This window comes from Taibaiella soli (assembly GCF_003236175.1).
Taxonomy (GTDB): Bacteria; Bacteroidota; Bacteroidia; order Chitinophagales; family Chitinophagaceae; genus QKTW01.
This window is the reverse complement of the sequence record NZ_QKTW01000024.1, coordinates 22209-46791: the sequence shown is the minus strand read 5'-3', so window position 1 is coordinate 46791 and position 24583 is coordinate 22209. Positions and strand designations below refer to the sequence as shown.

Below are 24583 nucleotides of genomic sequence, written 5' to 3'. Positions count from 1 at the left end.
AAATCTAAAGGACCGTGTTTTTGTATAGCTCATGATACATAGCGCGCCCGCGTTTGTCCTCCTATGTTTGCCATAGAATGTTTTACTCGCGTTTGTCCTCCCGATGAAAGAGGGATCCCGCGAAATGCGTATCTACATTTCGCGGGACGTCTCCTTTGTCGACGTGACATGGAAAAAAACACTCGCGTTTGTCATCCCGATGACGAGGCACGAGGAAGTGGGGATCTGATTTCGCGCCGAGGTAAAACGCCAATGACCCAACCTATCGATTCAATAGCAGCACCTATAAACTTCATTAGCTCCACCTAATCCCTCCATTAGCTCCACCTTTCAATTGAATAGCTCCACCTATTGACTTCATTAGCTCCACCTAATCCCACCATTAGCTCCACCTTTCAATTGAATAGCTCCACCTATTGACATCATTAGCTCCACCTAATCCCACCATTAGCTCTACCTATCGATTTGATAGGTGGACCTATTCCTACCATTAGGTCCACTTAATGATTTAATAGGTGGACCTATCGATTTAATAGGTCGACCTAATGATTTGATAGGTCGCCGGAAAGGGTGTTATGCATAAAAAAGCCCCACGATATGTGAGGCTATTTGTAAGAATGTCAATTGTTTATTGTTGGTTGTCTGGAGCGGCGTTATTCGCCGTTGCGTCAGTAGCAGCTTTTTTGACGCCGTAGCGTTTGTTCCAGTCGTCAATTTCATGCATGGCAGAATCGAGCGAGCTATTTCCGGACCGGCCTACCTGCAAAGAAGCTCCATAGTGATCGGCATACTGCATGATGTCTTTGCTGTTGGCGATCTGGATATTGTTGATGAGCTCAGAAAGTGCCATGAGCGATTGGCGGAGATCTTCAAGGTGCTGGTCGTAATCGAGCGCATCTGCGAGCAGCTGCGGATCATCGTTGCGGCTGAGACAATCGGGGTGGGCCAGCGCAATGCGCGACAACAGGCGAACATAACCTTCGCGGCCCTCCGCCATTACGCGGATGCCTTGTTTCTCTACGCCGGTAAGCGACACAACAAAAGGCAGCAATGTGGTTCTGAAATCGTTTACGGAGCTTTGGTAGCTGGTGAGCACTGCGTCTGCAATGCGCTGCTGAATCATTTTATTCATAACAGAGAGTTGTTTTGATTAACCTTCTGTTGTCAACTAGCGTGCCGGATTTTGCAAGGAAATGTTAAAAAGAAAGAGCCGTGCGCCGCACGGCTCTTTAAAATATTGAGACTTAGTGAGATTCACACTATTCAGCTTTTGCCTTGTCAAGCTTTTCTTTCAAAAGAGGAAGAAAACTCTGTGATAATCTAAATACCTGTGTTGTACCCACCGACGGCCGGCCATTAGAATCTTCGTAGTTCTTAGACGAATTTTCAACTGCAGTTTCAATATTAAGCGGATGTTTTCGTGAATTGAATCCACCCGGTATTTCTCGGTTCACAATTCCCTTCCAGGTAATACACGCTAAATGGTCGTCTCCGATGTTTTGTGGTCTTTCAGACGCAAAATGATAGTAGAGCCAGACTTCAAAACACGGATTGCTTTCTACTACATCCCAATTCTGTTCATTACATTTTTTCTTGACTTCCTCAATCTTGGCCGCTCTGGAATCTACCTTATCTAAGTCTGTATCTAAAACAATCCACACTTCATCGCCTTCAATACATTCATACTTTGGTGTTGGGTTTTCTTCTGTCGCAATTATAGAAGCACATGCCTTGGCATATAATCCCAAGGGAGAGTTATCTTCTTGATCATCTAATTCATGGACTACAATATTTATCCTTGAATCTATCTCTTTAAAATAATTGAAATAGTGGAATTCCCTTTTTGTTCCCTCGCAGAAAATATAGATTTTCTTAGCGTCTTTGCTTGGCTCTGTTCTTTCAAATGATCTATTTTTTCTCAGAAGCATAACCGTGCCAGTTTAAGTTTTCAAGATTCGCGAGGAATGGAATAGCACCGTATCTGCCAGTTAAATATCCCTTTCTAATGTCTATGGTTTTATGTTCTTTAAAGTCGCTTAAAGAATATAGATCAGTAACACCTTCATTATTCTTTTCTGCAAACCAGATTTCGTCTTGTCTGAATATTTCCTGATCTAGTAACGAAGATTCATGGGTTGTAAAGATGAGTTGGCCTTGTGTTTGTTCATCCAATGAAAACCTTTTTACCAGTTCTTTTATCAATAAAGGATGGATACTTCTTTCTATTTCGTCGATAATAAAGACTTTCTTTTTCAAGAATATGCTTCGAAAAGCAGGGATCAAGTCTAATAATCTTACAGTTCCATCTGATTCTTCATCCAAGCTAAACGACACCACGCCGTCTTTACCTTTATGCTTCAGCGCCAATTGCTTCACCACAATCTCACTACCATCTGCCGCAATGACATTCCCACGACTATCGGCAACAAACTCTTTATTTGAGTCCTTAATATCTGCAAATATTTCTTCAATTTTATCTACTTCCTCGTCTGAGTAAACTTCTTTAACGTTGGCTTTATCGACATGCAGTTCGCTGATGCCAATACCGAAAGATTTAATAGTATCCTCGGCGTAACATTTGAAATCAATATCGGTATCGATTGTATGCGCAAGCCCGCCAGGCTTTGCATTAGGTGTTACAACTTGAAGAGCTTGAAACCACTCAAATGCTTTTGGAATCTCTTTCAGATGTTCGCCAGCCCTTTGAGCCAATATTTTCAAGGCAGTCTCACTGGGTTGAATGAAGTCTTCTAGAAGAGATTTTAACAGAGAACTTTTTTCATCTTTCTCGAAGTCTTCATTAAATTTTAAAGTTGATAGACTATTTGCATTTATTTTTCGTTCAAAAATTAAACGATCTTCTTTTCCTAGTCCCGATATGTATAATTCTTCCGTACTGATTCGTCCATCGGTTATTTCAACACCATAATAAAATGGGATGCCGTCTTGCAGAAATTCCAACGCCAATAATTGTGGCAAATCGGCTTTTCGTAGCTTGAATTGGGTTCTTTTTACCCGGGAGGTACTTATCTCGCCGTGAACCAAGTCTTTTAACAGCGCTATAGACTTAACAAGATTGGATTTCCCGGCAGCATTAGCTCCATAAACAGAAGCCATTTTTAGGTATGAAAAGTCACCCGACGAGTATTTATGATGCGAAAGCGTGCCCAATCTCGGATTAGGGAGCATATTGAATTCCTTTCGTTCGCCGAAGGAAAGGACATTGTCAACTACAAACCGGATTAACATGGCGTGAAATTTTCACGCAATATACCATTCTTCTGGTAATCACAAAAAAAGCGCGGCTCACACCGCGCTTCTCTATTTCTTATCCAACAATCTTTGCAACAGCTCAACTTTCTCCTTTTCGCTTTGCAGCAACCGTTCGTAAAGCTGTTTATTTTCTTCTAAAGCGGCCAACCATTTTTCTGTGGGATTAATGATTGTATCGTGGTTAATTCCAACTGCTGATTCTGTGATCGTATTGCCAATAATATTTACACTTGGGTCTTCATTCAGCGCATCAAAAGCTTCAACCGGAATTTTCAGGACTGTAGAAAGTTGTTGCAGAATGGCGTCATCAATTATTTCTTTTTGTTCCAGCAGCGAGATTTTTTTCTGGCTCCAGTCGTCGCCCATTTCAAAGGCGAGGGCTTCTTGTTTCAGGCCTTTCCATTCGCGAAACTTGCGCAGGTTTTTTCCGTGATGTGCTTTGTTGTGATTCGCCATAGACACAAATATAACAATTGACAGTTGACAATGGATAATTGACAGTTGCACTTATTTCGCCACAAATCTGAGTGTATTATTTTCAGCGTGCGTCTATTCGCGTGCCTATTGTATGTCATTGCGCAGGCTGCTTCATTCTTCGCAGTGACGCGTGTGGGTGTATACTTTCCTAGCGGCGGAGTTACCGGTTTTTGCGCGGTGTCGCGGTTGCTAACTTAGGCACAGCGCGTACTATAGTAGAAGGATAGTAGTTGCTACTTCGCTGTACAAAATAAATTCTGCTATGAATCGCAAACAAATGCCCGGTGTTATCTGTACAGATCGTGAGCTGCAACCGATGTTTCTTTCTGACGCCGACGTGGTGAATCCTAAACAAGTGCTGGAACGTTTCTTTGAGCTTTACACACTGCCCGATTTTCGTGCCTGCCTCGGTTCGTTGCTGAACGATGCGTTGAATAATCCTGCATTGCCGGAAGAAGTAACTAAGGCGCATCAGGCGTTTGCGTTGGAGGTTACTCAAGTGGTGGAGGCGGCGTTTGTTTTAGTGAATGATTGATCAATGGCCTTGCTGGCGCTGAAGGGTGCGACGCAACTCAGGCTGAACCGGAGTGTAGTTGCTGGTGCAAAAAAAGAAAGGTATACGCCGTTAATTATATTAATATTTTCAAATTATGCAATACCTCTGTTTTTGCATGCCTGTTTCCCGGTAAGTTTTTATCCCGTTTAGGAGAAATTGCTTTTGATGTAGCCTGAAAAAATATTTAGAGTTCTCATTAGGGAAATATATTCATTATCAATTTTTTATTTATTTCCATGATATACTATGTAGCGTTTGGTGCAACGGGAAAAGGTATTTATACGGGGTGTCTTCTGGATGTACTTTGAATCATAAATCAATGATTTCAGTCTGCAAATTGGCGTTTTAGCGAAAAGTATCAGCAAATACTGGGGGTAGATTTGCGCTTCCAATTTTTAGACGTATGAATAGAAGAATTTCCCTTTTGATTTTTCTCGCGTGCAGTGTGCTCTCTTATAAGCCAGCTTCCGCTCAAATTATTACGACCTATGCCGGGTCCAGTGCCGCAGGTTTTGTAGATAATGTTCAGGCAAAGTCGGCAAAAATAAACCAACCCTACGGTGTTGCTTTAGACGCGAACAATAACGTGTACATCGCAGATTACAATAACAACCGGGTTCGTAAAGTAGACGCCGCTACAGGTATAATTTCTACGATTGCCGGAAACGGAACTTCAAGTTCTACCGGTGATGGCGGGCTTGCAACAAACGCAACATTGAAAGGTCCGTCTGGTATAGTTGTCGACAAGTTCGGAAATATCTACGTGTCGGAGCTTGGCGGAAATAAAGTCCGTAAGATTGCTACAAATGGCAATATCAGCACCTTTGCCGGGAATAGTACGCCAACTTTTGCAGGCGATGGTAACTTAGCTGTCAATGCCAGCCTAAATAGTCCAATCGGCCTGGCAACTGATACTGCCGGTAATATTTATATCGCTGACGAGCTCAATAATAGAATACGCATGGTGAATACAACCGGTTACATTTCTACAGTAGCTGGTAATGGTCCGTCAGGTTCTGGTTCGTATGCAGGTGACGGCGCTGTGGCAACCTCTTCCACAGTGAGATTGAACAAACCTTATGGTGTGGCTGTGGCTCCCAACGGTGATATCTATATCGCAGATAACGGAAATTGTAAAATACGCAAGGTGGATTTTGCCACCGGTATCATCAGCACATATGCTGGGGTTAATACCGGAGGTGGTAGTACCGGTGACGGTGGTGCAGCTGCGAGTGCAAAATTGCTGAACCCGTACGGTGTTTCTCTTGATGCGGCAGGCAACGTTTACATCGCAGATAAAGGAAATAATAAAATCAGAAAAGTGGATGCTGTTTCAGGCATCATTACTACCATTGCAGGAAATGGGAGTAACGGTTTCAGCAGCGACAGCGTATCGGCTACTACGTCAAAGTTGTCGGCTCCGGCAGGCACAGTGGTAGACGCTAACGGAAATATTTATATTGCGGATCTTGGCAACAGCCGCATCCGCGAAATCGTTCCATTCTATCCTTCGGTAAGCATAGCTGCTTCGCAGAATAATGTATGTTCCGGTACTTCGATAACTTTTACAGCCACACCAACAAATGGCGGGGTAGTACCTTCTTATCAGTGGATGGTAAACGGAGCGTCAGTTGGCACCAACAGTGCAACTTATACTTATGTTCCTGCAAATGGTGATGCGGTGAGCTGTGTGCTTACCAGCAACAATCCATACGTGAATCCAATTACTGCTAACAGCGATACAATCACAATGGTGTTAAGTACCTCTTTAGTGCCATCTGCTACTATTGCTGCTTCGCAAAATAATATGTGTTCCGGTACACAGGTTGTTTACACTGCTACAGCAGTAAACGGTGGTGCTACACCTTCTTATCAATGGATGGTAAATGGTGCACCAATGGGAACGAATAGTACCACATTTAATTACGCACCTGCCAACGGTGAAATGATCAGCTGCCAGCTTACCAGCAGTCTCGGTTGTGCTACACAGGCTACTGTTGCCAGTGATACGGTAACGGCAAACGTGGTTACGTCTGTAGTGCCATCAATCACCATTACAACACCGCAAAACAATATTTGCGCCAACACACCGGTAACGTTTACCGCTGCTATTACAAATGGTGGTACAACACCGGCATACCAATGGTTAGTAAACGGCGTAAATGCAGGTACAAGCATCAATACATTCAACTATACACCGGCAGACGGTGACAGCATCAGTTGCATACTGACCAGCAGCGCGGGTTGTGCAAATCCTGCGGTTATAGCCAGCAACGGCATTGTTATGACCGTAAATCCGGTGGTGAATACAGCGGTAAGCATCAGTGCTTCGCAGAATAATATCTGTTCCGGTACGCAGGTTACTTACACTGCTATCCCTACCAATGGCGGTACGCCTTCTTATCAGTGGATGATCAACGGTGCTGCTGTAGGAACAAACAATGCAAGTTTCACCATTGCTCCGGCAAATGGTAACGTTGTGAGCTGCGTGATGACCAGCAGTATCGCCTGTGTTAGCCAGGCAGCTGCAACCAGCAATAACGTAACAATGAACGTAACAACTTCTGTAGTGCCGCAGGTAAATATTACTCCTTCTTTAAGCAGCGTATGTGCCGGTACTTCAGTGTTATATACTGCAATTCCATCCCACGGAGGATCAGCCCCTTCCTATCAGTGGACGGTGAATGGTGTGAGCATGGGCGCAACTGGTACTAACTTTAGCTACATTCCTTCAAATGGCGACGTAGTAAATTGTATTATGACCAGCAATGCCGCTTGTGCCATCCCGGCCATAGACACCAGCAATAATTCTGTGGCTACCGTAGCGGCTCCGACAACACCGGCAGTAACCGTTACGCCATCTCAAAACACGATCTGTCTGGGTTCATCGGTTACTTATACGGCTACACCTACAAATGGCGGCGGTTATCCTACGTATCAGTGGAGTGTGAATGGTGCGAATATAGGTCCGAATACAGCGGTGGCTACATTTTCATACGTGCCTACAAACGGAGATGTAGTGGCGTGTACCATTACCAGCAATGCAGTTTGTCTCACTCAGGCAACTGCTGTGTACAATGATACTGCAGTAGTAAATCCGATTCTGATCGCAAATGTAAATCTCACGCCTTCGCAGAATAATATCTGTGGCAGCACTCCGGTTAATTTCACAGCAACGCCAATCAATGGCGGTACTGCACCTGCGTACCAATGGAAAGTAAATGGTGTGAGTGTAAACGGCAGCGGTAATACGTATAGTTTTACGCCGCTAAATAATGACGCGGTGACTTGTGTGATGACAAGTAATGCGCTTTGTGCTGATCCTGGTGTTGTATCTGCTACAGTTGATATGGTTGTTAATCAGCCGGCGGTTCCTGTAGTTACAGTGAGTGCAAATCCTTCGTCTGGTGCTATTACCGGCCAGCCGATCACATTCACAGTCAGTACTGCAAATGCAGGCACAAGTCCACAGTACAAATGGTATCGCAATAACGTTCTGATTGCAGGTGCGACGCAATCCGTTTATACTGCACTGGCAGGTACAGATGTAGCAAACAACGATCAGATCGCTGCTACAGTTACTAATACAGATCCGTGCGGCGATACGGCAATCAGCAATAAATTTACAGTGGCAATTGTGCCTAGTGGTGTTGCAAACATCAATGCAGACAATAATTCCGTGAGTTTGTATCCGAATCCGAACACCGGCGATTTTATCGTAAAAGGTTCATTGGAAAATAAAACACAGCATGCCGTTACGCTTGAGGTATTCAATACACTTGGTCAGAGTGTGTACCAGGAAACAATCCAGGTTTCCAACGGTGCGTTCGAGCATAAAATCTCTTTAACAGGAAATGTTTCAGCAGGCAGCTATTTCTTAAAGCTCAATGGCGGGAATGGCAGCAATATGGTAAGATTTGTAGTAGGGAAGTAGTTAAGTATTTTTGCAAAGTGGGCAAAAATGTACAACGGCAGCTGATTAGCTGCCGTTTTTTTGTGCGGTTCCGTTTTATTTGTTCACCGGCGTTTTCGCTCCGGTTGGGCCTGAGTTGCGTCGCTCCGTTCATCGTCAGCAATGCTATTGGCCCATCGCGAGCTTGAAAACGCGAAACCCGTTCCAGGCTCATCCTGCGTCGTTCTCAGGACGGCCACGTTGTGCCGTTGCTCGTCGTGAGAAAAATCAGCGCTCTGCCATTATTTAATAGGCGTTCTTGACCAGTAGTTTCAATGCTTGTACAAATGTGCCATCATTGTCTGTTACTACCACAGAGTACATGCCCGATGCGTAGTTGCTGATGTCAAGGATCAGCCAGGTAGTTTCTGCTTTATAATCTTTCAGCAGCCGGCCGGTTATATCATACAATGCAATTTTCTGTCCGACGATCAGCCCGGTTACAGAAGTGGTGTAATAAGCAGGGTTGGGCACCAGCACGATTTGCTGTTTACTGTTAGCGTCACAATTGGTGCGTACCGTTTGTGTAGTAGAATAGAGCGCTTTGCCGTTATGCTGCACGATGCTCAAGTTGTACAGCGCTACCGGCGAGTATTGTGGTATTTTCACGTTGTAGTCCGAACCATCAATATTCTTGGCAGGAATGGATGCGACCGGGCTAAAAACTTTTCCGTCTACAGAAGAGCGTACCTGATACATTACTACGTCACTTTCATCGCCAGCTCGCCAGGATAATGACGCATTGCAGCCTTCTGCTTTAGCTTCAAAGAAAAGCAGCACCACCGGTAGCGGATCGGTTGTATTGCTTGCTTTAGAATAATAAGCTTCGTTCGCGGCTGAGGTGGTGGCCAGTGCCGGATAATTACGGCTGTTTACTTCAGAGCCAGCCACAGTACCCGGTGTACTTGCCGAAGGGGTATTGCTTTGCCACGGTCCTGCAGAATTCTGGTCACCTGTATGATTGGGCGGATTGCCATACTGAGTCACGAAATTGGCATTAGTAAGAAACTGAACCTCGTTGGTAATACTGTTATGCTGTAACGAAATCAATGCACCGTCAGTAGTATTGCCATAGATATTCCAGGTGCGCTGTACGCCGTCAGGATTGGATTCTAACGGGGCACTGTTTGCATAGGTTGCAACATTCACATGTATCGTATTTGCCGTGGCCGGGGTTACAATTGCCGGCGTATAATCATTGTCTCCTTGTCCTACCGGAAAAGTAAATGCGCCGCTGTAATTTTCTTTCACCAGATGTCCGTCAGATGCTGTGACAACGTATTTTGTTTCGTTGTAGCCCGTTACTGCTGCATTGTCTGATAGTACCGTATTCTGGATGTCTGTGTATACGTGTCCGTTGGTAAAAGTCATGTTACTGCCGATACGTGTATCGGTATTCATCAGTTTTACGCCGGAAGCATTATTAATTTCAATAGCGGTAAAGGTGTTTTGCGTATTGTTTGCAGGATTGCCGCCGTTACCACCATCCAGTGTTTGCTGTACGGTGCTGTTGTCATTCGGATTCGGTTGCACAAATACGATGCTGCCATTGCCTGCACCCTGCACGAGTGTTGTCCAGATATTGTCTGCGCCATAGATTCTTGCTCCGTTGGTAGCTTGAAAATTGGTGCCATAAAAATTTATTTTCCCGGTGTCCTGTATATACAATTGTGCATTGGCACCCAGAGAAGCATCCCCGTACCATTGTTCATTGCTGCCCGACGCAGTATAATACGGGCCATTTATATAAATAGCATCGGTTTGCGCTCTTGCAGAAAAACTGCTAGAGAAGAATGCTGTCGAAAGGCCGACAAAAAACAGCAATGAATGCTTGTTTCCTTTCATTACCGATACTCGAATCCATTCGGGAAGTCGAATTCAGTAAAGATATGCTATTTTAACAATATGTATTTTGTGGATTTTATTCGTCAATGATTTAGCGGTAGAATGCAGAGCGAAGCTATTTTATTTTTAATATTGTTTATATTTTATATATATATTTGCGCTTGATAGCTCCGACCGTCATAAAGACTCCCCGCGTACTGAGATCTTCCGTGAAACAAATAGACCGGTATTATAAATGTCGTTTTCTTAATCCTTTAATGTCAGATTTTTTATGGAACATTTCTCTGTTTCTGATTTATGGAAAAGAGGAATTGCAGGATTCAAAGCTATTAGCAGCCTGTTGCTCGCTGTGTGCTTGTTTTCTGTGTCAGTAAAAGCGCAGACCAAAATTGGCGGTGTTCCGGGGCCTATCAATCCTTATGCTTATTTACAACTGGGAGATAGCGGCACTGCCAACAAAGGGCTTTTAGTAGCCAGGGTCACATTGACTGCTACAACGCAAGCTGCACCTCTTGGTGCGCATGTAGCAGGCATGGTTGTTTACAATCTGGTTGCCGTAAATGATGTAGTTCCCGGATTGTACTATAACGACGGCACACGATGGGTACTGATCGCAGCTGTACAATTGGGACAGAGCGCTTATTTGCGGATCGCGGACACTGCAGCGATGCTGGCTCCTTATTTAAATGATGCTCAAAACGGGCTTCATAAGTCCGGACAGATTGCGAAATTAGGCGGGGCGCTCATTGAGCCAACCAATATAGGTACTTCCATCGCTAATCCGCTATCGATATCCGGTTTACAATCCGGAACCAATAATGATAGTATTTTGGTTGTAGACCCCCTCACCAATAATCTTCGCTTTATTTCTAAAGCGAGCCTGCTCAATGCACTTTATTTTAATAATGGCCTCACAAGAAATGGCGACAGCGTTCAGCTAGGTGGTACGCTGACGCATCCGACGGTGATTAATACAGATCCGGTAAATACGCTATCAATAAAAGGTTTGCCAGACGGGCAATTCACCGACAGTATTGTAACTGTAGCACCCAATACAGGCACCCTTCGTAAAGTAAGTCCGGCGGCATTAGGAACTACCATGGTAAAACAAATATCGCTTGCTACAGCCGGTCAGACAGTTTTCACGACACCGATGGTTATTACCTCGCTCGATAAAGTTCAGGTATTCAGAAATGGCGTAGAAGTGCCTTTTAATGCGACAGTCGGTACATCACAAATCACTTTGATCCTTTTTAGCGATACCAATAACGCCTGCTTCGACGGCGATGAAATCAAAATCTATCAATGGCAATAAAAACGAGAAGTATTTTTTAACCACAACAATACCGCAACATGAAACAAAACATTACATCCCCAAAGCGAATGCTGAAGTTTGCAGGCGTTCTGTTTATCTTATTAGCTGGTTTTAATGCCCAAGCACAACACGGTACTCCGGACATCGCAAAACAACCTGCACCTACTACGCTTGGCTCGGTAGGCAACGGCAGCAGTACTCCGGGTGGTTATATCCGCGTTGTAGACAACAAGGGTACTATCAAATTCCTGCAAGTGCAAAACGGCATCACACAGGTGACCAGCACTACTCCTGCAGGTGGCATCATTACGACATGGCAACTTGGTGGTCAGTTAACCGATTCTACTTATATTGATGTAAACGGAAAAGCATTTACATTCCAAAACATGGACTCCATCGCCAGGGGGACCGGAATAGCAGCTACTCAGTTTGCAGCCACCGGTGATGGTTCTGTGACAGGCTATAGTTTCCTGGTGCATGATGAAGCTACCGGAAGGGTTAAAAAAATGCTCGCAACGGATCTCATACAAAGCGGACAAACCATTTTCACTGCAACAGCAGCGCAGAGCGCATACGATATGACTGCCTCTACCGGTGGTCAGCCATTGCCTGTATTCAGCAAAGTATGGGTTTACCGGAATGGCGTAAAGCTGGAAGGTAATGTAGATTATACGATTGCAGGCACCATTGTGACCATTGTACCCAATGCAACGCCGGATCAGGATTTTACAATTCTGGCAGGTGATAAAATTGAAGTGCAGTATCTGAAATAGAAACATCAGACGTTTGTCTATTAAGTTGTTTTAACATTATCATCATTTCATGAAAATTGCGACGTGGATATTATTCTTGTTGTGTCTTCCTGTTTTGTCAATCGCACAGAAAGGTGTCAGAGTTGTGGATAATAAAGGAACCGTGCAGTATGTCGATACGAGCAAATGGTTTAGTCTCGGCAATAATCTGTACAATAAAAATAAAACAGGGAATATCGGCATCGGACTCGATACTTCTGTCATCCCTTCTGCACGGCTGGTGGTCAGTAACGGAGGGAATAGTTCGTTGCCGCCATTAAAACTTCAATATCCGTTGAGTGGTGCACTCGCAGATAGTGTACTTACATGGAACAGTGCCGATAGTACCGTGAGGAAAATACCAGCGGGTACTTTGTTAAACAATGCCTGGCTACGCAATGGAAATGCAGGCACGAATCCAGGTACCTTCGCTAGCCCTGGTCCTGATTTTATTGGTACCACCGATGCTGCAGGTTTTGTCATTCAGACGAATAATACAGAACGACTGCGTGTGTTGTCCGCTGCACCAACACAGGTTGGCGTGGCCACGGATGCACCTGCGTTTACAACACCTGCCAACACCGGTGCTGCTATTCCTACATTCGGCGTAGATGGTACTATTAATGCAACCAATTATACCAATCCCGTTCAAACGGTTACTGGTGGCGCCTGGGATATGAGCAAAGGCGCCACTGCCAAATGGACATTAGCCGCAGGCGCCAATACACTTACGGTAACCAATATGAAAGCGGGCATGTATGGTTCTATTATCGTCACCAATACCGGTACCAGCACCATTAGTTTTGGCAGTGGTACCAACAAGGTAATTAACGGTGGCGGCGGTGCTCCTACGCTTACGCCCGTCGCAGGCGCTGTAGATGTTCTTTCTTTTTTGTACGATGGTACTACCTTTTGGTGGACGGTCGGCAATAATTTCAACTAATCCGTTAACTCGATGAAATGGCTGCTAGATGGTCTGTAGGTTCTAAACTGTATTTAATAGTACTTCTGATATTTTGGGAGTTCCCTGATGCGTATGCCCAAACTCCTGTGCAGCAATTCTGGTTGCAGAATCAATCGGTCGATAGTCTGATCTGGGACAATACTGCGGGCAATGGGGTCATTGATAACGGAAGTGGCACATGGGATACCACATCACTCAACTGGCTGCATTCGCAAATTGGTTTTGGAACGGTCAATGATAACTGGCCGGGCGCATCGAAACGAAAATGCAGGCCAGCTATATTTGGCGGCAATCCTGGAGTGGGTAATGCGGGTACTGTTACTCTGGCTTACCCGATTGCCAATGTAATGTCTATAAATTTTAAACCTGTGCCGGGAGGCAACTTTACCATAACAGGGCAGAGTATTCAATCGTGTGCTCCCAGGCTAAACCTGTTTACAGCTCCTAATGTGAGCGCTACCATTGCGTCAAGTATTACTGGTGCCCCCGCACTTATAAAATCGGGGACAGGAACACTTATTCTGACGGGCGCTAACACATATACTGGCACTACTACGGTAGCTACTGGTACGTTGCAGGTGGGTAACAATGGCACGACGGGCACCTTAGGCACAGGAAGTGTGACCAATAACGACTCCCTGATGTACTACAGAAGCGATGCAATTGCCGTGCCTGCTTCAATATCTGGTGCTGGCAATTTAATACTTCAGACTGCCGGTAACATTAATCCGTCGAACGGTTCTGCAATTACGCAATCTTCCATTACCGCAAATGGTACCCAGTTCAGTCTGACGAACACAAACTGGAAAGCACCGGTAATAAACGCAAACGGCAATTATTTACCGCTTAATGGTACTATTACAATTGATGCAACCGGAGGCGCAGCAAATTTTACTTTTAATAACACCGGAAACTACGCAATAGCTTCTGGAAACGGCACTACTTTAAACACGTTTGGCAATGTTACCCTCACCGGTAACATGACGGCAGGTAATGGCATCTACGGTGGCATTGGTTTTGGCAATACGCTGAAAAATACAGGAGGATTACTGAAGCTGGTTGCCACATCGATAGGAAGAGTGGCGTATGAAGCAGGCGTTACAGGTTCATATGCAACAGGCATCAATATTGTTGGTAATGTAGAAATTGACGGTATGGCCGGAGTATTTATTGGCAACTATCATGACATAGCTTCCGCCGGACAGGTGCTGGGAAATGGAACGCTGACTTTGGTGGGCAACAGATATGGATTCAATTTACAAAGCAATGTGCTGGACAATGGTGGCCCGTTTGCAGTTATTTTCAGGACAACGGATGCCGCTAATGGCACCATCGTTGTTTCCGGTACGATCGGTGTCGGTGCGTTGACCTTTGACGTTGCGGGTGGTACAAGCACACTCAATGGATTAATCAGGAACGGTACGTTCAACGTTTGTACTATAACGAAAGCCGGAGCCGGAACCGTGCAACTAGGCGGCGCCAATACCTACACTGGCGGTACGACTATAAACGCTGGCACGCTTACCGCAGGTAGCATTAATGCATTTGGTACTGGTACCATCACGGTCAACGCTGGTGGTACGCTTAATAAAAATGGTTTTGCTATTACTAATACAGTGGTCAATAACGGCGGAACAGTGATCCCCTGAATTTAGATTATCAGATATCAGATGTTAGATATTAGATGGCAACGACGGATTTTTTTCGCTATGCGAAAATATTTACTGGCAATCCTGATTTTGGTTTGCCGGAAAACCCATGCCCAAACTCCTGTGCAGCAGTTCTGGTTGCAGAATCAGTCGCCCGTTGCAACAGATACTTTAACCTGGGATGTGGGTCCGTGGAACAGGCAAATAGATAATGGAAGCGCAACACTTCAACTCACGGCCCCCCTTTGGACTCAAAACGGCGGCAAAACCAATACAAAATTTATCAGCTGTAAAAATGTGGTGTTTGGCGGCAACCCGGGTGTGGGTGCGGCCGGTATGGTAACGTTAGGCGCTGCAGTATCCAATGTGCGGTCTATTTCATTTTATCCGGCAGCTAGTGGTGATTTTACCATAACCGGTCAATCCATTCAAACGAGCTGCGCTGATAGCTTGCCGGTGTTTGTGTCGGCGGGGTTGAGTCCTGCAATTATATCTGTTTTAAATGGCACGAATTCCCTCAATAAAAATGGCTCGGGTTCATTGGTTTTGATGGGTGCAAATACTTATTCCGGCGCCACTCAGATAAACAATGGTGTGTTACAGATAGGTAACGGTGGCAACACGCTGGCTAGCATCAACACTGCGTCAGCTGTTAATGTAGCTGCTGGGGCGTCCTTGTTTTGGGATGTGGTAAACGGCTCCAGAACTTTTCCTAATCCAATAACAGGAGCTGGTGCATTAAGCGTAAATGTAGCTGGTAACATGTCTTTTAATGGTGGTGGGGATGGTACGCTGTCTAATGTCAATAACGCATCAAATTCATATGCGGGTGGAACAACCTTGCTCGGTGGTTTTATTAGTGCTAATACTGCTGTGCTGGGAACTGGTGCGATAACGATGAAAGGTGGTGGTCTTTGTTTCGGCACAACGGGAACATGGAGTAGCAACGCTATATTTGTTCAAAACGGGTCTTCCGGTTATTTGCGTGCGTTCACGAACCAGACAGGTACTGTAGCAGTCCCAGTCTCTGGCACCGGTACACTCAATTTTACTGACAACGGAGCAATCATTCTTACCGCCAGCAATCCTTTCAATGGAAACATCGTAATGGGTAGTGGCAATTTATCAGTAAATGGAACTGGAGTACTTGGGAGTGGCAATTTTTTAGGGAGTATCAGCAACTTAAATGGAAAGGTATTTACCTGGAATGCTACGACTCCGCAAATATTTAATGGCGCATTAATTGGAACCGGCGATGTAGTTTTCAATACAGGTACCGTTACCACACTTTCTGGTGGCTCAAACATTACGGCAGGAACGTATTATTTGAATGCTGGAGCGACCAATGGGATGGTGATACAAAACGTAACGGCAGGAACTTATTTGTTTAACAACTTCACTTTTTTGCAAAATAATATAAACAACGCTCAGATTATTTTGAATGTCTCGGGCGGTAATTTAACGGTCTCCGGTCTTATGGAAATGGGAACGGCGACAACGACAGGTGGCGGCGCTAACGGGGATACATTAAACATTACGGGTGGAAGTATAACGGCGACTACATTTTGGTGTTATAAATGGTCTAGGAACTATATCAACATTACAAACGGTTCCTTAATAGCAAACACATTACATGTGGGCTGGGTAGATACCGGGCCGTTTGCCCTTTTTACGATAAACTCCGGTGGGGTATTTAGATTTGACGCGTTGCAAATTGATGCTATTCGCAATAATTCTATTAATCTGAATGGCGGTACGTTAATACCATGTCCGATACCGGCAAATACTTTTGGGTCAGTAACCGTGCAGGCTAACGGAGGCACCATCGATAATAATAGTGCAAGCATTGACATCGCTCAGGTCATTACGGGGAGCGGTGTGCTGACGTTTAAAGGATCGGGTGTTACCACGCTTTCCGCTACTAATCTTTATACAGGCGGCAGCGTTATCAATGCCGGAACTGCCCGCGCTAATAGTCTTGCTGCATTTGGCACAGGCACTATAACAGTAAACGCCGGTGCCACCTTAGATAAAAACGGATTTTTGCTCACCAATATCGTCGTTAATAACGGCGGAACAGTGATCCCGTGACTTGTCAGCGGCCAGATGTCAGGAAGCTGCGTTAAGTATTTACCACTCCTGTTTTTAGGTTTTAGCTTTTGCTTTTACAGGGCATCGATGACTTTTTTGGTCCTCATCGGGTATTAAACAACTACCTCGCAACCTCCAATTTAGTACCTCGCAACCATTAATTAAGTACCTCTTGGGTACTAAAAAAGTACCTCACAACCTCCAACTTAATACCTCGCAACCATTAATTAAGTACCTCTTGGGTACTAAAAAAGTACCTCATAACCTCCAATTTAGTACCTCGCAACCATTAATTAAGTACCTCTTGGGTACTAAAAAAGTACCTCACAACCTCCAATTTAGTACCTCGTAACCATTAATTAAATACTTCTTGGGTACTAAAAAAGTACCTCACAACCTCTAATTAGTACCTCGTAACCATTAATTTGGTACCTCCCGGGTATTAATCATCGATCTTTTAGTGCTTTCTTATACGTTTCAATCGCCCTGTTTCTTGCAAAACTATGTTCCACCATTGGCTGGGGATAATCAAGTGAATCCAGTTCCGGAACCCATTTGCGCACGTATTCCAGGTCTTTGTCAAACTTCTCCGTTTGTAACGTCGGATTAAACACACGGAAATAAGGAGCCGCATCACAGCCACAACCCGCCGACCACTGCCAGCCGCCGTTGTTCGCCGCAAAATCGAAATCCAGCAGTTTCTCTGCAAAATAAGCTTCGCCCCAGCGCCAGTCAATCATCAGATGTTTGGCAAGAAAAGAAGCAACAATCATGCGTACACGGTTGTGCATAAAACCCGTTGTATTCAGCTCACGCATACCGGCATCTACAATCGGATAACCGGTCTTACCGTCGCACCATTTCTGAAAATCAGCTTCATCATAGCGCCATTCAATAAAATCGTACTCGCGTTTAAATGCTTGTCCTTTGCATATATGCGGAAAATGATACGTGATACATTGATAGAAATCCCGCCAGATAAGTTCATTGAGGAACGTTTCACTTTGTTGTTGTGCGTGTTTCGCCAAAGCGCGAATGCTCATTGTTCCAAAACGTAAATGCAGACCAAGATGCGAAGTGCCATGAACAGCCGGAAAGTCACGCTGGTCTTTGTATTGCTCAAGTATTGCTTTTGAAATTCGTTTGGGAGGAAATGGCTCACCACTTGCTTCAAACCCCATTGCATGCAATGACGGAATCTTGATCGGAGCGTGTTGAAAGAAGTTGTGAAAGTATTTTTTTGCAGGGTAGGGACGAAGGTAAAGATCATTCAGTTTTGCTTTCCAACGTTTGCTGTATGGTGTATAAACAGTGTAAGGGCTGCCATCATCTTTCACCACTTCATCTTTATCAAAGATTACCTGGTCTTTGTAGGTATGAAAGGCGACATCGTATTCTTTCAGCAGATGCGCTATTTTTTTATCGCGCTCAATGGCTGATAACTCGTAGTCATGATTGGTAAATACTGCTGCAATGTCGTAGTGTTTTAAAAGTTTGTTGAAACACGTTTCCGGCGTACCATGCAATACGTGCATCGTGCTTCCTGTTGCTTCCAGTTCGGTCTGCATCTCTTCAATCGCCAGGTGGATAAATGCCACACGTCTGTCTTTTTTGTCTTCAAGCAAATCGAGTATTTCGGTATCGAAAATAAAAACCGGCACCACAGGTTTATCGCTTTTTAAAGCATGGTAAAGTGCTGCATTGTCCTTCAGTCGCAGATCCCGTCTGAACCACATGATATTTACCTTCATTCGTCTAATATAGGACTCAAAGCTGAAAGCTTAACGCGCAACGCTAAAAGCTCGCTCGTGTTTGTCCTGTCGACGACAGGAGACATCCCGCAAAATATAGGATACCACTCACGTNNAAAAGCTCAAAGCCAAAAGCTCAAAGCTCGCCCGCGTTTGTCATGTCGACGACAGGAGACATCCCGCGAAATATAGGATACCACTCACGTTGGGCGTCCTTTAGAGTCAAAAGCTCAAAGCCAAAAGCTTGCCCGCGTTTGTCATGTCGACGACAGGAGACATCCCGCGAAATATAAGATATCACTCACGTTGGGCGTCCTTTAGAGTCAAAAGCTCAAAGCCAAAAGCTTACCCGCGTTTGTCATGTCGCGGGAAATGCAGATGCTGTATAAATATGTCACCCTCTGAGCAGAGCCGAAGGGTATTATGATGTGAAGTCTATTTTAAAATCTTAGCGTTTTTGCTCCTTATGCCTCTTTGCGGGAAACCTTTTATAGTTGATGCACAGAGGTATTTTGTGACATGCAGATCAGGGTAAAAATAATGTCGCCCGCGCGGAGCCGAAGGGTATAGGTTGTGTGAAAGCTATTTTAATTTTTCGATCCTGGTTTCGCCTTATGCATTATGCCTTAGGCTACAAACGTTTTAACCTAATAACCTTTTAACGTATCAACCCACCCAGTGGCATGTGTTTTTTGCCATTAGCATGAAACCAATTTTTTAAAAACGTTAAAATAAATCAGCCATGAAAATGCAACAAACAGAAGTTCCGATGCAGCCCACAAAGCAGCCGGAAGTTCACCCGACGCCGCCTGAGCATCCGTCACAACCGCAGGAACCGATACAGCCGCCACAACCGGCACCGATGCAACCGCCAACCATTCAGCCTGATAAAACGAATCCCGTACCACAGCCGAAAAGCTAGCATCTGGCGACGAAAGAAAGTATCTTCGCGGCTATGACGCCTGAACGTATTTCCCGGTTCACAACAGTATTGAATAACCGCCAGCCCGATTTTACCATTGTGCTGGAAGATGTAAAAGATCCCCACAACATTTTTGCCGCGATCCGTTCCTGCGAATCAGTGGGGATGATGGACGTATTTGTCGTAAACACCCGGATGGTCCGCTATAAGAAATTCGGAAAGAAGAGTTCTTCCAGTGCTGCTTTGTGGTTAAACATCCACGAATTTGACAGCCTGGAAGCCTGTTTTGCAGAACTGCGCAAACGCTACGACAAGATTTACGCGACACATCTTGGGGAAAATGCTTATTCGCTTTATGAGATGAATCTCACGGAATCGGTAGCACTTGTTTTTGGCAACGAACAGATGGGCGTATCAGAAGAATGCCTGAAGCTGTGCGATGGCAATTTTATTATCCCGCAGGCAGGTATGATTAAGTCGCTCAATATTTCTGTAGCGGTAGCGGTGACGCTTTATGAAGGTTACCGGCAGCGACTGGTTGCAGGGCTTTATTCCGGCGAGCCGCGCATTCCGCAGACGCAATGGAAGGAACTGGCAACAGAGTGGGGGATGAAGGATAGTGAGATGCCGTTTTAGATTAATAATTGACAGTTGACAATTGACAATTACTCGTGTTTACAAATAATTTAGTTGACAGTTACTCATATTGCAACAATTTTTTTGATGCTTACTTAGTGCGAGATGCGCGGTAATAAAGGAACAAATATTGCGGGCATTGTCAATTGTTCATTGTCAACTGTCAATTGAATAAAAAGAAGAGCCGCGCAAAATGCGCGGCTCTTCTTTTTCTATGGTATGTAAAGTTCTTAGTTGCCGAGATAGCTTTTTAAGAGTTGACAACGAGTTGCAGTACGCAATTTAGTGATTGCCTTGTCTTTGATCTGGCGTACACGCTCACGAGTGAGGTTGAATTTTTCGCCGATATCTTCCAGACTCATCGGATGTTCTACACCAATACCGAAGTACAGTTTGATTACATCACGCTGACGGTCTGTAAGTGTGCTCAGAGAACGCTCGATTTCGCAACGCAGGGAATCATGATGATCCAGGTCTGCGTCGGTTGCATCAGCATTCGGATTTTCAAGCACGTCCAGCAGGCTGTTGTCTTCACTGTCAACGAACGGAGCATCTACAGATACGTGGCGGGCAGCAACACCAAGTGTTGTTTCCACTTCTTCTGTGCCGATGTCGAGCAGTTCAGCGAGTTCTTCAGTAGAAGGTTCGCGTTCGTACTCCTGTTCCAGTTGAGAGTAAGCTTTGCTGATTTTGTTAGAGAGACCCACTTTGTTGAGTGGCAGACGCACGATACGTGATTGTTCCGCCAAAGCCTGAAGAATAGACTGACGAATCCACCATACGGCGTAAGAAATGAATTTGAAACCTCTCGTTTCATCAAAACGTTGTGCTGCCTTGATGAGACCCAGATTGCCTTCGTTGATAAGGTCACTCAGCGAAAGACCCTGATTCTGGTATTGCTTCGCGACAGAAACCACAAATCGAAGATTTGCTTTCGTCAATTTTTCGAGGGCGCGCTGGTCACCTTGTTTGATTCGGATGGCCAGTTGCACTTCCTCTTCTGGAGTGATCAAATCCACTTTACCAATTTCCTGCAGGTATTTCTCCAGAGATTGACTTTCACGATTAGTGATCGACTTCGTGATTTTTAGCTGACGCATGGACATAGGCAAAGCATTTGTTTGTTAGTAAAGAATTTTTTGAGTGTGAAAAAGAAATAGCTTGGTTTCAGAATGACATTTGTGTGGCAAATCTAAGGCCACAATCGATTCCACCCAAAAAAAATTAAGATATTCTTAACAGCGCGCTGCCAACCGTTTTCAGCGATATGGAATTACAAACGACAAAATATTTTTTTAAAAATTTTGAATATTGTTCCCTTTTTCTATTATTGCACAAAGTTAACTTCTGTGAATTTTAAGCGATGAGTAAGAAAAAAGTAATGTACACGTTAGAATTTCCGGTTCGATGTTCCCCTACTATACTGTATGAATTTTTGTCAACACCTGTGGGATTGCAAGAGTGGTTTGCGGATAAGGTAGACCAAAGAGATCACACTTTTTATTTTAGCTGGAATGGTGCCACTGACACCGCCGAGGTAATTGACCAGTTTGAAAATGATTATGTTCGTTATCGCTGGGATTATTACAGTGATGATGAGTTTTTTGAGTTTCGTATTGAGCAAAGCCCGGTTACCAACGAAACCATTTTAAAGATCACTGATTTTGCTGATAAAGCGGAACTGAAAGACCAGGAGCGTCTCTGGAACACTCAGGTAAGCGATCTGAAGCACCGTATCGGAAGTTAAGACATTAAAAAAAAGCCCGCATCCGGCAAAAGAAAAGAGGTTTCTGATGTCCTATGCAATTGAAGGTTTGCCCCAAAAGGTGAACCTTTTTCTTTAAGTCAAAATTCAAAAGTCAAAAACAAAAAGCTTGCCTGTGGTTGTCATGTCGAAGAATGAGACATCCCGCGTAATCCGGACGACCCCACTCAGTCTGATAAATGAGGGGATGTGCGATGAGTTTGAGTGTTCTGATTTGAGTTCACCAAACTGTGAGCTTTGACGTTTCACGTTTGACGTTTCACAAAATACACCATACCGCAGAGGCGTTTTGCGTAACGTTTCCCGTTAACGATGGATTATCGTAAAATGAGTTTGAATGTTCAGATTTGAGTTCACCAAACGGTGAGCTTTGACGTTTCACGTTTGACGTTTCACAAAATTCACCATTCACCATTGACCATTCACCTCTAGAAATCAGGCATTTTGCTTAGGTTTGCAGGCAAATCCCCACGGCATTTGATTAAAAAACTCGATCTGCTCCTGATCCGAAGTTACATCGGACCATTTATCGTCACATTTTTTGTGACGCTTTTTGTGCTGGTGATGCAGTTTTTCTGGTTGTACATGGACGAACTGATCGGTAAGGGACTTGGTATCTGGATGATTCTGCAGCTGCTTGTGCTGATGGCCACCACATTGGTGCCGCTGGCGCTTCCGTTGGCTGTACTCCTGGCCTCTATCATGACTTTTGGTAATATGGGTGAAAATTTTGAACTCGTAGCCATTAAAGCTTCAGGTATTTCCCTGCTGCGATTCATGCAGCCGCTGCTCATTTTCATTATCGGTTTGTCGGGTCTGGCATTCCTGTTCAACAATAATATCATTCCGGTTGCCAATCTGAAAGCACTTTCCCTGCTTTATGACCTGCGTAATTCCAAGCCAACGCTGAATATCCGCGCCGGACAATTTAATAACGATATTGAAGGATTTTCGATATATGTGGGTGCCAAAGACAAAGACGGTAAAACCATCCATGATGTAAAGATCTATGATCAAAGCACCGGGATGGGAAATACCAGTCTGGTACTCGCCGAAAAAGGCGAGATGATTCCTTCGCCTGACAAGCAGTTCCTGATTTTCCGTCTGCACGATGGCTGGCGTTATGTGGAGGACGAAAAATCCGGCAATGCCCATGTGCAGACGCGCATGCATTTCGGTCAGTGGGATAAAGTTTTCGATCTTTCCGGGTTCAAGATGAACCGCACCAATGAAGATCTGTTCAAAAATGCCTATCAGATGCTGAACGTGAGTCAGTTGAATAAACAGATTGATTCGCAGCGGAAAATGATTGTGCGTTCAGCTAACATGACGAATGTGTACATGATGCCGTACCTGTCGTTCCTCAATCCTGAAAAGCCGGGGCAGTTGCTGAAAGAAAAACTGAAAACTGTTGATAGTACAAAAATGCGCAGTTATGGGAAAGAAGGATTTATCGGGCTGGTTCCTGATTCTATGAGGGGCAGGATTGCGCAATTTTCCACCAATAACATCCGGAACATGAAGAGTATGCTGGATGTGACGGTGAGCGATCATAAAAATAACGTGGAGATTCTGCAGAAATACGATGTAGAGTGGCACCGGAAATTTTCACTCTCATTTGCCTGTATTTTGCTGTTTCTGATCGGTGCCCCGCTGGGGGCCATTATCCGGAAAGGTGGCCTGGGTATGCCGATGATCATTGCGGTGGTGTTCTTCCTGGTGTGGTATATCATTACCATTACCGGCGAAAAGCTTTCCAAAACGGGTGCGTTGCCGGCCTGGATCGGTATGTGGATGTCTACCGCCATGCTGCTGCCGATTGCCTTTGTCCTGATCCGTCAGGCCCGTAATGATTCGCAGATATTCAGCAAAGAATGGTATGGACGCATCTGGCGCGCCATTATCAAAACATTTCCAACCAGAAAAAAGAAGAAACTTGCGTAAAGCGCCATACACATCCTACAATCTGTATTTTATAATCCCATTTATAATATGGATTATTTTTGGCGGCTGCATGTTGCTTTCTTACGATAAGCAAACGCTGTTCGCGGCCGTAAATACCCATTATTCCCCAATTGGAGATGTGCTGATGTACAACATCACGCATATGGGAGAAGGGCCGTTTATCATTATTGTATTGCTGGTTTTGATTGGTGCTGCATCATTTCGCAACATCTGGTATTTTGTGGCGGCAGTGATGTGCAATGCAGTTCCTGCTTTAGTGATACAAATGGCAAAGCGTATGGCACATGCGCCACGCCCGCTCAATTATTTTAAAGAAGCCAGCTGGATACATATTACCTCAGATTGGCCTAAATTGTATCAGAATAGTTTTCCTTCGGGGCATTCGGCGGGAGCATTCAGTCTTTTTTGCTTCCTGTCTTTTTTGCTGCCGGAGCGTTATCGTGCTTTCGGATTGTTGTTTTTTGCCATGGCCATTTCCGTTTGCTACTCCCGGTTGTATGTTGCGGCACACTTTTTTGCCGATGTCTACGCCGGATCTGTTATTGGTTGTACGGTAACCATTATTAGTTTTGCTATTATGAGATCTTTGCAACCGCGATTTTTTTCAAACCAAGACTTTCTGACCAAATAA

At 44.6% G+C, this 24583-nt stretch carries 19 protein-coding genes; 12 read left to right on the top strand and 7 right to left on the bottom strand.

Annotated features, from left to right (window positions below):
• Positions 1-628: 628 nt before the first annotated feature.
• The 4 genes from DN068_RS18220 to DN068_RS18205 form a co-directional block, all read right to left on the bottom strand.
• The gene (locus DN068_RS18220) at positions 629-1132 is read right to left on the bottom strand and encodes a hypothetical protein (protein WP_111000379.1); all 504 of its coding nucleotides are present in this window, start codon (positions 1130-1132) and stop codon (positions 629-631) included.
• 127 nt (positions 1133-1259) lie between these two features.
• Positions 1260-1928 carry an RloB family protein gene (locus DN068_RS18215; RefSeq protein WP_111000378.1) on the bottom strand — a complete coding sequence of 223 codons (669 nt, stop codon included), beginning with the start codon at positions 1926-1928 and terminating at the stop codon, positions 1260-1262.
• The gene (locus DN068_RS18210; protein ID WP_165836447.1) at positions 1909-3117 is read right to left on the bottom strand and encodes an AAA family ATPase; all 1209 of its coding nucleotides are present in this window, start codon (positions 3115-3117) and stop codon (positions 1909-1911) included. The genes DN068_RS18215 and DN068_RS18210 overlap by 20 nt, the downstream gene beginning before the upstream one ends.
• Positions 3118-3321: 204 nt before the next feature.
• Positions 3322-3729 carry a helix-turn-helix domain-containing protein gene (locus DN068_RS18205; protein ID WP_111000376.1) on the bottom strand — a complete coding sequence of 136 codons (408 nt, stop codon included), beginning with the start codon at positions 3727-3729 and terminating at the stop codon, positions 3322-3324.
• 283 nt (positions 3730-4012) lie between these two features.
• Between DN068_RS18205 and DN068_RS18200 the strand changes: the two genes are divergently transcribed.
• Positions 4013-4285 carry a hypothetical protein gene (locus DN068_RS18200; protein WP_111000375.1) on the top strand — a complete coding sequence of 91 codons (273 nt, stop codon included), beginning with the start codon at positions 4013-4015 and terminating at the stop codon, positions 4283-4285.
• A 424-nt stretch (positions 4286-4709) separates the two neighbouring features.
• Positions 4710-8240: an NHL domain-containing protein gene (locus DN068_RS18195; protein WP_111000374.1), complete on the top strand. Its 3531-nt coding sequence runs from the start codon at positions 4710-4712 to the stop codon at positions 8238-8240.
• Positions 8241-8504: 264 nt separating this feature from the next.
• Here DN068_RS18195 and DN068_RS18190 read toward each other — a convergent pair whose 3' ends face one another.
• A complete protein-coding gene (locus DN068_RS18190) occupies positions 8505-10103 on the bottom strand; it encodes a T9SS type A sorting domain-containing protein (protein WP_111000373.1) in 1599 nt (532 codons plus the stop codon).
• A 271-nt stretch (positions 10104-10374) separates the two neighbouring features.
• On the opposite strand from DN068_RS18190, the gene DN068_RS18185 reads away from it, so the two are divergent.
• The 5 genes from DN068_RS18185 to DN068_RS18165 are packed head-to-tail and all read left to right on the top strand — an operon-like array spanning position 10375 to position 16913.
• Positions 10375-11418 carry a hypothetical protein gene (locus tag DN068_RS18185; RefSeq protein ID WP_111000372.1) on the top strand — a complete coding sequence of 348 codons (1044 nt, stop codon included), beginning with the start codon at positions 10375-10377 and terminating at the stop codon, positions 11416-11418.
• Positions 11419-11456: 38 nt separating this feature from the next.
• Positions 11457-12191 carry a hypothetical protein gene (locus tag DN068_RS18180; protein ID WP_111000371.1) on the top strand — a complete coding sequence of 245 codons (735 nt, stop codon included), beginning with the start codon at positions 11457-11459 and terminating at the stop codon, positions 12189-12191.
• Positions 12192-12240: 49 nt separating this feature from the next.
• The gene (locus DN068_RS18175; protein WP_123985399.1) at positions 12241-13152 is read left to right on the top strand and encodes a hypothetical protein; all 912 of its coding nucleotides are present in this window, start codon (positions 12241-12243) and stop codon (positions 13150-13152) included.
• Between the two features lie 17 nt (positions 13153-13169).
• Positions 13170-14822: a beta strand repeat-containing protein gene (locus DN068_RS18170; RefSeq protein ID WP_111000369.1), complete on the top strand. Its 1653-nt coding sequence runs from the start codon at positions 13170-13172 to the stop codon at positions 14820-14822.
• Between the two features lie 60 nt (positions 14823-14882).
• Positions 14883-16913, top strand: coding sequence for an autotransporter-associated beta strand repeat-containing protein (locus DN068_RS18165; RefSeq protein ID WP_165836446.1), 2031 nt, complete (start codon positions 14883-14885; stop codon positions 16911-16913).
• A gap of 446 nt (positions 16914-17359) precedes the next feature.
• Here the strand turns inward: DN068_RS18165 and DN068_RS18160 are convergent, their stop codons facing one another.
• Positions 17360-18664, bottom strand: coding sequence for a cryptochrome/photolyase family protein (locus DN068_RS18160; RefSeq protein ID WP_111000367.1), 1305 nt, complete (start codon positions 18662-18664; stop codon positions 17360-17362).
• Between the two features lie 742 nt (positions 18665-19406).
• Here DN068_RS18160 and DN068_RS18155 point away from each other — a divergent pair.
• Positions 19407-19586: a hypothetical protein gene (locus DN068_RS18155; protein ID WP_111000366.1), complete on the top strand. Its 180-nt coding sequence runs from the start codon at positions 19407-19409 to the stop codon at positions 19584-19586.
• Between the two features lie 33 nt (positions 19587-19619).
• Entirely contained in the window at positions 19620-20222 is a 603-nt protein-coding gene (locus DN068_RS18150) for a TrmH family RNA methyltransferase (protein WP_111000365.1), read from the top strand.
• Between the two features lie 230 nt (positions 20223-20452).
• On the opposite strand, the gene DN068_RS18145 is transcribed toward DN068_RS18150, so the two are convergent.
• The gene (locus DN068_RS18145) at positions 20453-21322 is read right to left on the bottom strand and encodes a sigma-70 family RNA polymerase sigma factor (RefSeq protein ID WP_111000364.1); all 870 of its coding nucleotides are present in this window, start codon (positions 21320-21322) and stop codon (positions 20453-20455) included.
• 263 nt (positions 21323-21585) lie between these two features.
• On the opposite strand from DN068_RS18145, the gene DN068_RS18140 reads away from it, so the two are divergent.
• The 3 genes from DN068_RS18140 to DN068_RS18130 all read left to right on the top strand — a co-directional run bounded on the left by DN068_RS18140 (position 21586) and on the right by DN068_RS18130 (position 24583).
• Positions 21586-21969, top strand: coding sequence for an START-like domain-containing protein (locus tag DN068_RS18140; protein WP_111000363.1), 384 nt, complete (start codon positions 21586-21588; stop codon positions 21967-21969).
• Between the two features lie 495 nt (positions 21970-22464).
• Positions 22465-23931 carry an LptF/LptG family permease gene (locus tag DN068_RS18135; protein WP_165836445.1) on the top strand — a complete coding sequence of 489 codons (1467 nt, stop codon included), beginning with the start codon at positions 22465-22467 and terminating at the stop codon, positions 23929-23931.
• A complete protein-coding gene (locus DN068_RS18130) occupies positions 23924-24583 on the top strand; it encodes a phosphatase PAP2 family protein (protein WP_165836444.1) in 660 nt (219 codons plus the stop codon). Before DN068_RS18135 ends, DN068_RS18130 begins: the two co-directional genes overlap by 8 nt.